12 protein-coding genes are annotated in these 13,327 nt (G+C 64.0%); 6 read left to right on the forward strand and 6 right to left on the reverse strand.

The window, feature by feature from the left end; translation table 11 throughout:
• Nucleotides 1-141 precede the first annotated feature (141 nt).
• The 5 genes from J3485_RS27395 (at nt 142) to J3485_RS27415 (ending at nt 4,719) form a co-directional block, all read left to right on the forward strand.
• Nucleotides 142-1,404, forward strand: a complete 1,263-nt coding sequence (locus tag J3485_RS27395) for an amino acid ABC transporter substrate-binding protein (RefSeq protein ID WP_206957620.1) — start codon at nt 142-144, stop codon at nt 1,402-1,404.
• Nucleotides 1,405-1,487: 83 nt separating this feature from the next.
• On the forward strand, nt 1,488-2,369 hold the full coding sequence (locus J3485_RS27400; protein ID WP_206957622.1) for a branched-chain amino acid ABC transporter permease: 882 nt from the start codon (nt 1,488-1,490) through the stop codon (nt 2,367-2,369).
• Entirely contained in the window at nt 2,362-3,318 is a 957-nt protein-coding gene (locus J3485_RS27405) for a branched-chain amino acid ABC transporter permease (RefSeq protein WP_242538949.1), read from the forward strand. The genes J3485_RS27400 and J3485_RS27405 overlap by 8 nt, the downstream gene beginning before the upstream one ends.
• The gene (locus tag J3485_RS27410) at nt 3,308-4,015 is read left to right on the forward strand and encodes an ABC transporter ATP-binding protein (protein WP_206957632.1); all 708 of its coding nucleotides are present in this window, start codon (nt 3,308-3,310) and stop codon (nt 4,013-4,015) included. Before J3485_RS27405 ends, J3485_RS27410 begins: the two co-directional genes overlap by 11 nt.
• Nucleotides 4,015-4,719 carry an ABC transporter ATP-binding protein gene (locus J3485_RS27415; RefSeq protein WP_206957643.1) on the forward strand — a complete coding sequence of 235 codons (705 nt, stop codon included), beginning with the start codon at nt 4,015-4,017 and terminating at the stop codon, nt 4,717-4,719. Before J3485_RS27410 ends, J3485_RS27415 begins: the two co-directional genes overlap by 1 nt.
• A 108-nt stretch (nt 4,720-4,827) precedes the next feature.
• Here the strand turns inward: J3485_RS27415 and J3485_RS27420 are convergent, their stop codons facing one another.
• From J3485_RS27420 to hpnN, 3 genes are read right to left on the reverse strand one after another with little or no spacing between them, the layout of a single operon-like run.
• Nucleotides 4,828-5,619: a sulfite exporter TauE/SafE family protein gene (locus J3485_RS27420; RefSeq protein ID WP_206957645.1), complete on the reverse strand. Its 792-nt coding sequence runs from the start codon at nt 5,617-5,619 to the stop codon at nt 4,828-4,830.
• A 28-nt stretch (nt 5,620-5,647) separates the two neighbouring features.
• Nucleotides 5,648-6,544: an MlaA family lipoprotein gene (locus tag J3485_RS27425; protein WP_206957647.1), complete on the reverse strand. Its 897-nt coding sequence runs from the start codon at nt 6,542-6,544 to the stop codon at nt 5,648-5,650.
• Between the two features lie 9 nt (nt 6,545-6,553).
• Entirely contained in the window at nt 6,554-9,172 is a 2,619-nt protein-coding gene (gene hpnN, locus J3485_RS27430) for a hopanoid transporter HpnN (protein WP_206957649.1), read from the reverse strand.
• Nucleotides 9,173-9,411: 239 nt separating this feature from the next.
• Between hpnN and J3485_RS27435 the strand changes: the two genes are divergently transcribed.
• Nucleotides 9,412-10,008, forward strand: coding sequence for an MlaC/ttg2D family ABC transporter substrate-binding protein (locus J3485_RS27435; RefSeq protein WP_206957651.1), 597 nt, complete (start codon nt 9,412-9,414; stop codon nt 10,006-10,008).
• Between the two features lie 4 nt (nt 10,009-10,012).
• Here J3485_RS27435 and J3485_RS27440 read toward each other — a convergent pair whose 3' ends face one another.
• The 3 genes from J3485_RS27440 to hpnH form a co-directional block, all read right to left on the reverse strand.
• Nucleotides 10,013-10,657 carry a response regulator gene (locus tag J3485_RS27440; RefSeq protein ID WP_242538950.1) on the reverse strand — a complete coding sequence of 215 codons (645 nt, stop codon included), beginning with the start codon at nt 10,655-10,657 and terminating at the stop codon, nt 10,013-10,015.
• Nucleotides 10,654-12,084 (reverse strand): cache domain-containing protein, encoded by a 1,431-nt coding sequence (locus J3485_RS27445; RefSeq protein ID WP_206957659.1) that lies wholly within the window; start codon nt 12,082-12,084, stop codon nt 10,654-10,656. Before J3485_RS27445 ends, J3485_RS27440 begins: the two co-directional genes overlap by 4 nt.
• Nucleotides 12,085-12,165: 81 nt before the next feature.
• Nucleotides 12,166-13,317 carry an adenosyl-hopene transferase HpnH gene (gene hpnH / locus J3485_RS27450; RefSeq protein ID WP_206957666.1) on the reverse strand — a complete coding sequence of 384 codons (1,152 nt, stop codon included), beginning with the start codon at nt 13,315-13,317 and terminating at the stop codon, nt 12,166-12,168.
• Nucleotides 13,318-13,327: the final 10 nt, after the last annotated feature.

Below are 13,327 nucleotides of genomic sequence, written 5' to 3' on the forward strand. Positions count from 1 at the left end.
GGCGAATCGCCCCTGTCCTCGACCACTGCTTCCCTTCCGCTTCCATATCCATGAGAATCGGGCCACGCGCATCGGCCGTGTGCCGTCACGCGCCGTGGATTGGTTTCGATGGTTTAACTTAACAATTCAGAGGAGACATCAATGCACGCTCGACGTATCCGCAAGCCTCTCGCTTCGCTCAAAGCCGCCGCGGCGGCCATCGCCTGCGCCGTCGCTAGCTTCGGCGCGCACGCCGCGCCGGCGGCTCCGGCGCAAATCACGATCGGAACGCTCTACGCGAGCACGGGCCCGTTCGCGGTCGCGTCCCTCGGTCAATACGAGGGCCTCAAGTTCTGGGCCGACGACGTCAACAAGCAGGGCGGTGTGTTCATCAAGTCATTCGGCAAAAAGATCCCCGTCAAGATCGTCGCCTATGACGACCAGAGCTCGACGTCGACCGCCACGACGCTCTACAACCAGTTGATCTCGCAGGACAAGGTCGACGTGCTCGTCGCCGACTTCGGCTCGGTGTTGACGTCGGTCGCCGTGCCGCTCGCGGCCGAACATCACATGCTGCTGATCGACCCGACCGGCTCGGGGGCGAACTTCTTCACGCAGAAGACCGACTATCTCGCCGACGTGAGCATTCCGGCGTCGACGGTATGGCCGATCCCGCTTGCGAAGTTCTTGCAGCAGCAGAACATCAAGCGCGTCGCGATCATCTACGGTGCGAACGATTTCGACGCGTCGCAGGCCGAGACGATGAAGGCCGAGCTCGTGAAGGGCGGCGTGACGCCCGTCTACTACCACAGTGTGCCGACGACGGAATCGAACTACAGCGTGCTGCTGCACACGGTGAAGGCTTCCAATCCGCAAGCGGTGCTCGAGTTCGGCTACGCGCCGAACGACATCGCGTTCCTGCGCGCGCTGTCGCAAAGCGGCTTGCACTTCGACATGACATTCACGGTCTTCCCGGGCCAGTTGCTGGACCTGATGAAGAAGAACGTCGGCGTCGACGCGCTCGCCTACACGTACACGTATCCGACGCCGCCGCTCGTCAAGTACGACAAGGTCAACTACGGGATGAACACCGCACAGTTCGTGCAGGCGTTCCAGGCTGTGCAGCACAAGGAGCCGTCGTTCCTCGACTCGGCCGGATACAACACGGGCGTCATCGTGCAGCAGATGCTCGGCACCGCGCCGCAGTTCACGCAGGCCGATTTCCATCAGGCGCTGATGGACATGTCGGGCAAGACGACGACACTGCTCGGGCCGTTCGAGATCAACGCGAACGGTGCGCAGCTCGGGCAGCCGTTCCCGGTCGCGCAGATGGTGCCGGACGGCAACAAGGATCTGAAGTTCGTTGTCGTGTATCCGCAAGAGCATGCGACGGGCAAGCCGGTGTTCCCGGCACCGCAGCACTGATCGCCGGCTGCATCATTTGATCGGGAACCGGTCGACGCCCGTGACGGCGCCGACCGCGACCTCTTGCTTGCGAAAGGACGAACGTGGAACTTCTCGCTTATGCCGTCATCGGCGGCATTCTGTACGGCATCTTCTTCACGCTGGTCGGCTTGGGGCTCAACCTCGTGTTCGGCGTGATGCGCATCATCAATCTCGCGCACGGGCAGTTCATCGTGCTCGGCGGCTATGCCGCGTGGCTCGTGTCGCAGCGCTTCGGCCTCAATCCGCTGTGGGGCATCCCATTGTCGGTGATCTGCGCGATCGGGATCGGTTGGCCGCTGTATCGCGCCGTCGTGCCGCGGCTGCAGCGCAGCGACGACCCCGAAATGCTGTCGTTCATTCTGTTCTTCGGCGTCGGCCAGATATTCGAGGCGCTGACCGTGCTGATGTTCGGCGCCGATCAGCGCTCGCTGCCCGAGGATGCGCTCGGCGGCGGCAACCTGGGCGTATTCGGCCAGCAGTTTCCCGATAGCTGGTGGTGGGCGGCCGGCGTCAGCATCGTCGTGCTGGCGGGGCTGTGGCTGTACTTCTCGCGCACGCGCCTCGGTTACGCAACGCGTGCCGTGATGGCGAACCGCGAGGAGGCGATCGCGACCGGCATCGACGTGCGCCGCGTGTCGACGATCGCGTTCGTCGCGGGCCTTGCGCTCGCGGGCATCGCGGGGGTGTTCGTGCCGTATCTGCTCGGCTCGGTGTCGCCCGACCTGGGCGATAACCTGACGACGACCGCGTTCGCGATCGTGATCATCGGCTCGCTCGGCAATCCGATCGGCACGATCGCCGGCGGCCTCGTGTTCGGGCTCGGCACGATGCTGATGCAAACCTACTATTCGTCGTGGTCGAACGTAGTGCCGTATGCGCTGCTGTTGATCATCGTGCTCATTCGTCCCTCGGGCCTGCTCGGAAAGGCGGTGCGTCTTGCTTAATCCAACTTTGCGCGAAACCGGCTCGGCCGCGACGCGCGGCTTGCGCGCGGGTGCCATCCTGCTCGCGGTGCTCGCCGCGATCTTCCTCGTTGCACCGCACGTCTACGCGAACCAGTCGCTGCTGTTCACGATCATGACGTTCATCGTGCTCACGCAGGGGCTCAACCTGCTGTACGGCTTCACGGGCTATCTACCATTCGGGTACGTCGGCTTCTTCGGTAGCGGTGCGTACGCGACGTCGCTGCTCGTGCTGCACACGCACCTACCGGTGCTTGCATGCGTCGCGGGCGGCGCGCTCGCGGCCGCGCTGATCGGGCTCGTGCTCGGGCCGCTGCTGCGGCTTTCGGGCGCGTACTTCTCGATCGCGAATCTCGCGGCGTCGCAGATCATCTACTTCGTCGTCTCGAACCCGAACCTGTCTGCCATCACGGGCGGGCCGTACGGCCTCAAGATCGAACAGGTCTACGATCCGCAGGCGAGCTACTACTGCATGCTCGCCGTGCTGCTCATCGCGTGCGCGCTCGCCGCGTATTTCCGCACGTCGGGTTTCGGCATGGCGTTGCGCGCAGTCAAGCAAGATCCCGTGAGTGCGGCGATGGCGGGCGTGAACGTCGTGCGCGCGCGTCTTATCGCGTGGCTCGTGTCCGCGCTGATCGCGGGAGCGGCGGGCGGTGTCTACGCGTGGGGCATCTCGGTGTTCTACCCGGATGCCGTGTTCACATTGCAGTTCTCGGTGTTCGCGATCGTGTTCGCGCTCTTCGGCGGCGTCGGCACCGTGATCGGCCCGATCGTCGGCGCGGGGCTGCTCTACATCTTGTACGCGGCGATCGGCATCTCGACGCCGCAATATTTCCAGTTCATCTACGGTGGCCTCATCGTGTTGCTCGTGCTGTTCCTGCCGGGTGGCCTCCTGTCGCTGCTGCAACGCCGGGGGATCCATGTCTTCTGAACTGCTGCAACTGGTCGGGATCCACAAGCACTTCGGTGCGCAGGTCGTGCTCAACGACGTGAACTTCGGGGTCGTGCCCGGTGAAATCGTCGGCCTCGTCGGCCCGAACGGATCCGGCAAGACCACGACCATCAACGTGATTTCGGGGCTGCTGCAAGCCGACGAAGGCGTGATCGACTTCATGGGGCACAAGATCAACCGCTTGCCGATGCACCGGCGCGCGCATCTCGGGATCAACCGCACGTTTCAGGTGCCGAAGGTATTCCGCGACATGACCGTGCGCGAGAACATCGAAGTCGCCGCGCGCAGCGTGCGTCTGGATCCGCGCGAGATCGGGTCGATTCTCGAAGACATCGGCTTGGCCGATGCGGCGTCGCGCGTTGCGGGCTCGCTGACCGTGAACCAGCAAAAGCTGCTCGATCTCGGGCGTGCGCTCGCTACGCGCCCGAAGCTGCTGCTCGTCGACGAGATCGGCGCGGGGCTCAACCCCGCCGAGTTGAACGTGGTTGCCCAATTGCTGGAAAAGCTGTCGGCGCGAGGGATCGCGATGATCGTGGTCGAGCATTTGCTCGATTTTCTCAACCGCATCACCGAGCGCGTGATCGTACTCGGCGCCGGGCGCATGCTGTTCGAGGGGCCGCTCGCAACGGCCTCGCGCGACCCCGAAGTGATTGCGGCATTCATTGGAGTGGCGTGATGACGGCATCCCTTGTAATCGAAGGCGTGGAAGCCGGCTACGGTGCCATGCAAGTGCTGTGGGGCGTCGACATGCAGGTCGACCCAGGGCAGACCGTGCTGCTGCTCGGCGCGAACAGTGCGGGCAAGACTACGTTGCTGCGCACGTTGATTGGACTGCTGCCGTGCCGCGGCGGGCGCGTCACGCTCGACGGCGAACGCATCGACACGCTGCGGCCCGATCAGCGGATTCGGCGCGGGATGGCGTTCATGTCTGAGCTTGGCGTGTTCCCGACGCTGTCGATCGACGAGAACATTACGCTTGGCGGTTACTTCATGCCGGAGGCCAAGATTCGTCAGCGCAAGGAGGTGCTGTTCGAACTCTTTCCCGATCTTGCCTCACGGCGGCGCGCGGCCGCGGCGAGCCTATCGGGTGGGCAGCGCAAGATGCTTGGCATTGCGAAGGTGCTGATCTCCGAGCCGCGCCTCTTGCTGATGGACGAGCCGTCGTCGGGTCTTGCGCCGATTTTCGTCAAGCATGTCATCGACGCGTTGCGGACTGCGATCGGTGATGGTACGTCGCTGCTGATTGCGGAGCAGAACATTGCGTTTCTCGATTTGGCCGATCGCGGCTATCTGCTCGACCACGGCAAGGTGCGCGTGTCGGGCACGCGCGAGGAGTTAGAGGCGAGCGACGCGGTGCGCGAGACTTACTTCGGGCTTTGATGATTGTTCGAGGGGCAGGCTCGTCCCTTCCGGACCTTGCCTCGCCTAATCGGAGCGCTTGTAATCGAATGTGCGCGTGGTCAGCGTGGCGCTTTGCTTCCGATTGCCTTATGCGCCCATCGCTTTGCGAATCATTTGGGCGGCGGCCGCGAGCACGAACAGCAATACGAGGATGCGGAACGCGTGCGGCGGCAGCTTGTCGCGCAGCGGCCGCGCGATCACGATGCCTGCGATCACAGGCACGCTCGCGGCGGCGGAAATGAGCACGTCCCCGATCGAGGCATGCGCGCCGCTTTTGAAAGCCACCAGCAGCGTCAGGATCGAGACGACGAGGATGATGGCCATCTGCTTCGTGAACGCTTTGCCGCGTGCGCCCGTTGCAATCAGATAGATCGCGAGCAGCGGGCCCGGGATCGACGCGATGCTTTCCATGAGGGCCGCGCCGAAACCGAGCCCGAATCCCGCCGGCTTGACCCAGCGGGGCGCGATAGAGAACCGCGGAGAGGCGAGCAGCAGCAGCGCGGCAAAGATCAACAGCGCGCCCGCGATGGCTTGCGCATGATGCGGCTCGAGGGAGATCAGAATCGACACGCCGATGATGTTGCCGAGCACCGTGCCGACGAGGGGTGCGGCGATGCCGCGCGCCGTAGCGAAAGTCTCGCCGCCTTCCAAGGCTTGGGGGATGTTGCCGAGAATGACGGGCATCGAGAGCAGCAGCACCGCTTGCTTCACGGGCATCATCTGGCTCAGGATCGGCATTGCCACGATCGGCACGCCAATGCTGACGATGCCCTTGACGATGCCGCCGATAACGAGCGCCGCGATGATCCCGGCGAGCGCGTAAGGATGAAGCGCATGCAGTGTCGAGGCGAGCATGCCGTGAAAAGCGGCGTGAAGCATGAGTGAGGTCTGCCTGTTGGTTTGCTTGCTATTTGTCGCCGGTGTTCTTTGGAACCGGTGTGGCGGTAGCCGGTGGCGCTGAAGGTGTCGCGCTCGTCGATGCGGCCGAAGGCGCTGCCGCGCCCGATGCCGGTGCCGCGGGTGCCGTTTCGGTTGCGCCGCTTGCCCCGCCGGGTGCGGCCGGCGTAGCGCTGTCGTCCTCGTCGCCGTAATTGGGCAGCACGGGTGGCGTCGACGTACCGGCGCTCAGGGCTGCGCGGCGCTGCTGCGTATAGGCGTCGCGCACGAAGGAGTATTTATCGAGCGCTGCTTGCTCGAGAATATTCGTCGCGCCGAGCATATCGGAGCGAGCGCTGACGAATTGCACACCGTAGAGCGGCTTGCGCGAATCGGCAGGCGCATAGATCAGCGGGCTGAAGCGCGTATCGACGGCGAGCCCCACGCCGTCGCGGAACGAACTCGGCCCGAAGATCGGCAACACGAGATAGGGGCCGGACGGGATGCCCCAATGTCCGAGCGTGAGCCCGAAGTCTTGATGGTGCTTCGGCAAGCGCGCGGGCGTGGCGAAATCGATGAGGCCGCCGATGCCGAACGTCGTGTTCATCGCGAAGCGAATCACGTCTTCGGTGGCATCGGTGATCTTGAGCTGCAGCAACTCGTTCGCGATATTGTTTAGGTCTCCTAAATTGGAAAAGAAGTTGCTGATTGCCGTGCGCAGCGGATGCGGCGTCACCTTCTGATAACCCTTTGCGATCGGCACGGCGATCGTGCGGTCGATCGTGTCGTTGACCTTGAACACGACACGATTCATCGGCTCCAGCGGATCGCCGGGCGTGCGTTTGTCTGGGCTCGCGCAGCCGGCCAACAGCGTCGCGGCGGTCAACGTTGCGGTGAACGTCGCGCTCAAGGTTCGTCGGTTATCCATCGATTCCTTCTATTCTTTCTTCTGGACGCGCGCGGCGCGTGGTTTTCCCATCAGCACGGGCTGGAACACGACGGCGCCGACGAGCGTACAAGAAAGCGAGAGGGCGAGTAGCCGCCCCATGCTCGCGGTACCGGGATGGTGCGACAGCCAGAGGCTGCCAAATGCGGTGGCCGTCGTGGCTGCGCTGAACAATACTGCATGAGTGAGGCTCGACGAGAGCAGGTTGGTTTGCCCTTCGCGCCATGCCATCACGAAATACACCTTGAATGCCACGCCCACACCGAGCATCAGCGGCAACGCGATGATGTTCGCAAAGTTCAGCGGCATGTCGAAGACGACACAAAGCTCGAGTGTCACGAGCGCGGAGAACAGCAGCGGAATCATCGTGCGCAGCACGTCGCCGAAGCGGCCGAGCGTGACCCACAACAGCAGCGTGATCGAGAGCACCGCCCAGGCGGCCGCCTGCAGGAAAGCCGTAATGATCGTATCGGCCGAATGCAGGATCGAGATGGGGCCGCCGATCGCATCGGGCTCGGCTTGCTTTACGGCATGCGCGAAGCCGCGCAGCATCGTGTCGTCGTCCGGTTCGACGCCGGGCGGCACGCGCGGCGAAACCTGAACGAGCGCGCGACCGTCGGGCGTGACCCAGTCGCGCACGAGCGCAGGCGGCAGCGTCGCGCGCGTGATCTCGAACGGTTGCAGCAGTGTCGTCAGTTGATGCAAAGCGAGCCGCAGTGGCGTGGAGAACGCGGCTTCGGCGCGATCGCGTTTCGCGACGTCGGCTGCTGCGAGCTTGGCCAGCGAGGCCGAGAGCCGTTGAGCTTCCTTCGCGCCGGCGCCTGGATAGTCTTGCGCGGCGTACGCGAGCTGATTCGATGCGCGTTTCAATGCGGCGACGCGCTGCGCGTCTGTCGCCGCCGGCGCTGCCGGTTGCGTCAGAGCGGGCAAGAGGGTGTGCGCAGCCTGTGCGATCAGTGCGAGTTTTTGCGGTTGGTCGGGCGGAATGAACGTTGTCAGCGTTGTGATGCGCCCCACTTCGGGCAGCTTGCCGATGCGGCGCGCGGTCAGATCGGCGGCCGCGACCGAGGGCGCGAGCACGGTGACGTCGTTGACGCCTGCCTCGGGGGAGTTCTTCAGCGACAGCAGGGTCGCCATCGATTCCGTCGTCGGATCTTTCAGATGCAGCGGGTTGAAATCGAAGCGCAGATGGAGCAGCAGCGGCGTTGCGCCGAGGACGATCACGAGCGTGCCCAGCAGAATCGGCTTGCGGTGGTCTTGCAGATAATCATCGATCGGCGCCAAGCGCGCAAAGCCGGGACGCGACGCTTCGCCCGGCGGCGCCATGAGCTTGAGCAGGGCGGGCAGCAGCGTCATCGTGCTGAAGTAGGCGATGACCATGCCGACGCCCGCAATGAGGCCCAATTCCGATACGCCGCGGTAGGCCGTCGGCAGAAACGAGAAGAAGCTCGTGGCGACGGCCGCTGCCGCGAGCGTCAGCGGCAGGCCCATCGAATGAGCGGCTCCGATGAGCGCATGATCGATCCGCTCGTCGCGGTGGCGCTCCTCGCGATATTTCACGCCGTATTGGATCGCGAAATCGGCACCGAGCCCGATGAACAGCACCATGAACGCAACCGAGATCATGTTCAGCGAGCCGACCATCATGAGGCCGAGCGCGGCGGTAATCGGCAAGCCGACGGCCAGCGTGACGAGCACGGCGAGAATCATGCGCTTGGAGCGCAGCGCAAGCCACAGGATCGCCAATACGACGACGAGCGTGCCGATGCCGTTGACGAGCGCGCCGTCTTCGACCGAGGCAAATTCTTCGTCGGCAAGCGGCTGCGCGCCGGTCAGGCGCACGAGGGCGCCATAACGTCGTTGCAAATCGAGTTCGCGCGCGACCGCGCGGATCGTGTCCGAAGCTTGAGCGCCGGCTTGCAATGCACCGTAATTGACCACGGGCTGTACCGTGACGAACGCGCGCGCGGGCCGGTGCGCCGCGTCGGAGTCGACGAGCGCGCGCCACGAGAACGCCGCGGGTTTGCCCGCGAGCACCGCGTCGACCGTATCGGCCGCGCGCGTCAGCAAGTTCGCCATGGCGGGCAGTTTTACTTGGCCCGATTGCAGCGGCAAGCCGAGCATCGTCGACAAGGTGGTCGATAGCCCCGCGACGCTCGGGTCGTGAGCAAGCGTGTTGACGAGCGGACGCGCTTGCGAGAGCTGCGCCGTCGTGCTGGCCACGCTCGCGGTGGGCAGGAACAGCATGCCGTCGTGCTCGAACAACGGCCCGCCGCCCGGCTGCGAGACCGCGCCGATTTGCGCGCGGTGCGCGGGGCTCGACAGACCGGCGGCAAGCGCATCGGCCGCCGCATCGGCCATCTCGGGCGCGCCTGCCTCGACGACGGCAAGAATGGTTTGATCGCGTTGCGGAAACGCGCGATCCATCGCGTCGCCGAGCGCCGACCATTGAGCATCCGTGTCGATCAACTTGCTGATGTCGGTGTTGATCTCGAAGTGCCGCACCGTATAGACGCCGCTCGCCGCGGCGAGCACGAGGGCGAGCGCGACGACCCAGATCGGTCGGCGCACGGACCAGTCAACGAGTCGAACGATAAAGGACGTCAGCATGGATCGGGAGGCAACAAAACGAAAGGCGCAAAACGCCTAAGTATACCGGTGGATGGGATTGCCCCGCCCGTCGCCGAGCCGGCCGTTGCGGAACCCGGTGCGGAACCGTCCGTCGGCGGCGTGCGTCCAAACCGAAAGCGAACGGGCGAGGATCGGTATACTGCCCGCACCCGCCCGCTGGCCGGTCGCATGCGTGCGAGCGGCACCGCCGGCACTCTTTCAACCGAGCTCGAAATTCCATGAAACGTCATTTGTTCGCATTTTTTACCGCAGCGCTCGTGAGCGCCGCCGCCTGGGCGCAGACGGCGCCCGTCGACGTGGTCAAGCAGGCCGTCGTCGGCACCGTCAATGCGATGAAACAGGACCCGGCCGCGCGCGGCGGCGATTTGACGAAGATCACGCAGATCGTGCAGTCGCACTTTTTGCCGGCGACCAACTTCGACCGCACTGCCCGAATCGCCGTCGGCGAGGCCTGGAAGCAAGCGACGCCTGCGCAGCAGCAAGCGTTGACGCAGCAATTTAAAGTCCTGATGACGCGCACTTATGCGGCTTCGCTTGCGCAATTGGGCACGCAGGATGCGCACTTTTCGTTCAAGTCCGAGGAAGCGACGGCCAACGACGCGCTCGTGATGTCGACGGTCGCGACGCCGGGCGACAGCCAAGAGGTGGGCTACCGTCTCGGCAAGGTCGGTAATGAATGGAAGATTTACGACATCGACATGTCGGGCGCTTGGCTGATCCAGGTCTACCAAAATCAATTCAAGGGTCAACTGAGCCAAGGCGGCATCGATGGCCTCATCAAATTCCTGACCGCGCACAACGCGCGCACCGAGTAACCCGTCAGCGCCGGCGCCGTTCGACGGCGAACTTGATCAGTTCTGCTTGGCCTTCTATGTCGAGCTTGCGTTTGAGGTTGTGCCGGTGCGTTTCGACGGTTCGTACCGAGAGGCCGTAGCGTTCGGCGATCTGCTTGCTCGACAGCCCCTCGGCGAGCGCATCGAGAATCTCGCTCTCGCGCGGCGTCAGGCGTTCCACGGGCGTTTGCAGGGCACTTGCCCGAATCATGCGCGCGGCGATCCCCGCGCTGAAGAACGTGCGGTTCGCGAGCACCGTCGAGATCGCTTGAAGAATCTCGGTGGCCGGCGAATCCTTCAGTACATATCCGCTCGCGCCCGCCCTCACTGCCTGCATCACATACTCGATGTTGTCGTGCATCGAGAGCATCAATACGCGCACGGCCGGAAAGCGTTCGTGGAATATGCCGGCCAGCGCGATTCCGTTCATTCCGTTCATCCCCACGTCCATCAGGACGAGATCGGGCGATAACGTCTCGGCCAGCGCGAGCGCTTCCTCGGCGTTGCCCGCTTCGCCGGCCACGACTAGGCCCGGCACGCCTTCGAGCCGGAGACGAAGCCCATCGCGCACGAGCGGGTGGTCGTCGATGAGCATGATGCGAGCTGAGCTGGAGGGAGCGAGTGCGTTCATGTTCGAGGATCGTCCTGCACGGATTGCGCGATGCGCGCGGAAACGGGGTGCGGCAGCGGGACCGCCGCCGTGACGACCGTATGCCCCGGCGCCGACTCGATCGTCAGCATACCGGCCAGCGCATCGAGCCGTTCGCGCATGTTGCGCAAGCCGATGCCGCCGCGTAGGTCGGCTTGCGCGTGTTCGACGTCGAAGCCGTGGCCGTCGTCGGTGATCGCGAGTGTCGCGCTCACCTCGCAAACGGTGAATGCAAGCGTTGCATGCGCAGCGTTTGCGTGCCGCACGATGTTCGTCAACGCTTCTTGAGCAATCCTGAACAATGCCGTGTTGACCGTCGTCGGCAGCGCGGCCGCGCGCGACGCGGCGTCCGTCTCGACGCGCATCTCGATGCCGGTTTCTTCGCCGAGTTCTCGCGTCAATTGCTCGAGCGCCACGGCAAGGCCAAGGTCGTCGAGCATCGAGGGGCGCAACGCATGCGAAATGCGCCGCACTTCGCGCAGCACGTGCGATAAGCGCGTGAGCGCCGTACCGAGTGCCGCTTCCGCGCTGGGTACGCGCACTTGCGGATGGCCTGCGCGTTCGAGGCGCGCGAGCGCCGATTCGAGCAGCAGCTTGACCGACACCATCATTTGGCTGATGCCGTCGTGCAGTTCGCGCGACAGCCGGGCGCGCTCGTGTTCTTGCGATTCGACCACCTGCTGCGCAAGGTGCTTGAGCTTCGCATCGGCGCTGCGATATTCCGACACGTTCAGAAAGAGCGCGCACGCGGTAATGATGCCGAAGCCCATCAGCGCGATGATGCCGATCCACGTCATCGTGCGTGCGATGTTGGCCGAGGCGCTTGCATCGATGCGTGCCAGCGCTTCGTTGACGCCGTCGAGATAGATGCCGGTGCCGACCATCCAGCCCCAGCGAGGCAGCGGCACCACGTAGCCGAGCTTCGCCTCCAAGCGATTCGTCGACGGCCGATGCCAGACGTAGCGCACATAGCCGCCGCCTTTGCTCGCGGCGGCGATGAGCTGCTGGATCGTGAGCGAACCGTTAGGATCCCTAAGCAACCACCAGTTGTGCCCGACGAGATCGGGTTCGCGCGGATGCATGAGCGAATTGCCCCGCATGTCGTAGACGAAGAAGTAGCCGTCGGGCCCGAAGTCCATTCGCTGCAGCATAGCGAGTGCTTCGCGTCGGCGCGCCGCATCGTCTTTCGCATCGCCGTGTGCGTCGTAAAGCGGTGCAATGGCGCTCGTCGCGAGATCGACGTAATGCTTGAGTTCGCTTTGCTTGCTCGAAAGATAGGCCGCCTTGACCGTTTCGCGCTGTGCATCGGCGAGCGCCGACGCCTGCAAGCGCACGCCGATGCCGATGCCCACGATCGCCACGACGAACGGAACGATCGCCAGCAGAAAGATCTTCGTCTTGGTTTTCATCGCGCGGGCATTTCAAGCGAAACGGCGCGGCCCATCGGGACCGCGCCGTTTTAGTTAGGCGTACGAACGATTCGCGCGCTTTCAGTGCGCCGCGGCCGTACGCGTGCTCTTGGAATTGGCTGCGTGCTTGATTTCCTCGAGCTTGATCTCGACGTGGTGCGCGAAGACGTATTCGGCCGGACGCTGCTTGTCGAGCGGAATGTCCTTCGCGAAAGCGCCTTCGATCTTCGGACCGCGCATGCTGACGCGCAGGGCTTTGAGCGGGTGCGCGACGGTATCCATCACGGCCGTTGCTTCGAAGCCGCTATGCACCATGCAATCGGCGCACTTTTCGTAGTTGCCGGTACCGTATGCGTCCCAATCGGTTTCCTCCATCAGTTCCTTGAAGGTCTTCGCATAGCCTTCGCCGACGAGGTAGCAGGGACGCTGCCAACCGAACACCGTGCGCGCCGGATTGCCCCAGGGCGTGCAGTGGTAGGTTTGGTTGCCCGCGAGGAAATCGAGGAACATCGCCGATTGGCTGAACGACCAATTCTTGCCGCGACTGCCGCGCTTGAAGATCTCGCGGAAGAGCTGCTTCGTCTTGTCGCGATTGAGGAAGTGCTGTTGATCGGGCGCGCGCTCATAGGCATAGCCGGGCGAGACGGTGATGCCGTCGACGCCCATCGGGCCGAGCGTGTCGAAGAACGCCGCCACGCGCTCGGGCTTCGCATCGTTGAACAGCGTGCAGTTGATGTTGACGCGGAAGCCGCGGCGCTTCGCTTCGCGAATCGCGGCGACGGCCTTCTCGTAGACGCCTTCTTGCGACACCGAGTGATCGTGCATTGCCTGGTCGCCGTCGAGGTGGACCGACCAGACGAAGTACGGGCTCGGCTGGTAATCGTCCATCTTCTTTTCCATCAGCAGCGCATTCGTGCACAGATAGACGAACTTCTTGCGCGCGATGATGCCCTTGACGATCGTGGGCATTTCCTTGTGCAGCAGGGGCTCGCCGCCCGCGATCGAGACGACGGGCGCGCCGCACTCATCGACGGCGCCGAGGCATTCCTCGACCGACAGCCGTTGATTGAGGATGGGATCCGGGTAATCGATCTTGCCGCAGCCGTTGCAGGCTAGGTTGCAGCGGAAGAGCGGCTCGAGCATCAGCGCGAGCGGATAGCGCTTGTTACCGGTGAAATGTTGGCGCGTGATATAGGCGCCAACGCGAACTTTCTGCAAAAGTGGGATCGACAAGGCAACCTCC

It is taken from the genome of Trinickia acidisoli, assembly GCF_017315725.1.
Lineage (GTDB): Bacteria > Pseudomonadota > Gammaproteobacteria > Burkholderiales > Burkholderiaceae > Trinickia > Trinickia acidisoli.

Bases quoted from the DNA above. Each gene is read 5' to 3' on its own strand.
- J3485_RS27410 (WP_206957632.1), top strand. From the start codon at position 3,308: ATGTCTTCTGAACTGCTGCAACTGGTCGGGATCCACAAGCACTTCGGT.
- hpnN (WP_206957649.1), bottom strand. From the start codon at position 9,172: ATGCTGACGTCCTTTATCGTTCGACTCGTTGACTGGTCCGTGCGCCGA.
- J3485_RS27420 (WP_206957645.1), bottom strand. From the start codon at position 5,619: ATGCTTCACGCCGCTTTTCACGGCATGCTCGCCTCGACACTGCATGCG.
- J3485_RS27440 (WP_242538950.1), bottom strand. From the start codon at position 10,657: ATGAACGCACTCGCTCCCTCCAGCTCAGCTCGCATCATGCTCATCGAC.
- J3485_RS27425 (WP_206957647.1), bottom strand. From the start codon at position 6,544: ATGGATAACCGACGAACCTTGAGCGCGACGTTCACCGCAACGTTGACC.
- J3485_RS27435 (WP_206957651.1), top strand. From the start codon at position 9,412: ATGAAACGTCATTTGTTCGCATTTTTTACCGCAGCGCTCGTGAGCGCC.
- J3485_RS27445 (WP_206957659.1), bottom strand. From the start codon at position 12,084: ATGAAAACCAAGACGAAGATCTTTCTGCTGGCGATCGTTCCGTTCGTC.
- J3485_RS27415 (WP_206957643.1), top strand. From the start codon at position 4,015: ATGACGGCATCCCTTGTAATCGAAGGCGTGGAAGCCGGCTACGGTGCC.
- J3485_RS27395 (WP_206957620.1), top strand. From the start codon at position 142: ATGCACGCTCGACGTATCCGCAAGCCTCTCGCTTCGCTCAAAGCCGCC.